Genomic DNA, 368 nt, shown 5'->3' with positions numbered 1-368 from the left:
GGCGTCAGGCAAGAGCGAGGGGCCCGTCGAGATTACGATTGGCAAGGTTTCGGTCCGCCTGGATGCGGACGTGTCGGCGGTGCGGATCGCGGAGATCGTGACTGCGATCGAGCGCGGCGCATGATCATTCCGGCGCAGGGACTGCGGATTGTGCTTGCTGTGCGTCCTGTTGACTTCCGGTGCGGGCACGACGCGCTGGCCGGTCTTGTGCAAAACACGCTTGGGCTCGATCCGCATTCGGGCCTGATCGTGGTTTTTCGTTCGAAGCGCGCCGACCGGCTGAAGATTTTGCTATGGGACGGCACGGGCCTCGTTTTGGTCTACAAGCGCCTTGGCCGCGATGGTCGTTTCGAGTGGCCGCAGATCAG

The 368-nt window shown here is 63.0% G+C and carries 1 protein-coding gene; it reads left to right on the top strand.

Going from position 1 to position 368, the window contains the following annotated elements:
* Positions 1 to 120: 120 nt before the first annotated feature.
* Positions 121 to 368, top strand: a 248-nt coding sequence (tnpB, locus tag QJT78_RS52325; RefSeq protein WP_281460967.1) for an IS66 family insertion sequence element accessory protein TnpB, incomplete at its 3' end; no start/stop codon positions are given.

This window comes from Bradyrhizobium sp. Mp27 (assembly GCF_029953005.1).
In the GTDB taxonomy this organism is placed as follows: Bacteria; Pseudomonadota; Alphaproteobacteria; order Rhizobiales; family Xanthobacteraceae; genus Bradyrhizobium; species Bradyrhizobium barranii.
The sequence above is the reverse complement of the archived record's forward strand: the minus strand, read 5'-3'. Positions and strand labels throughout refer to the sequence as shown.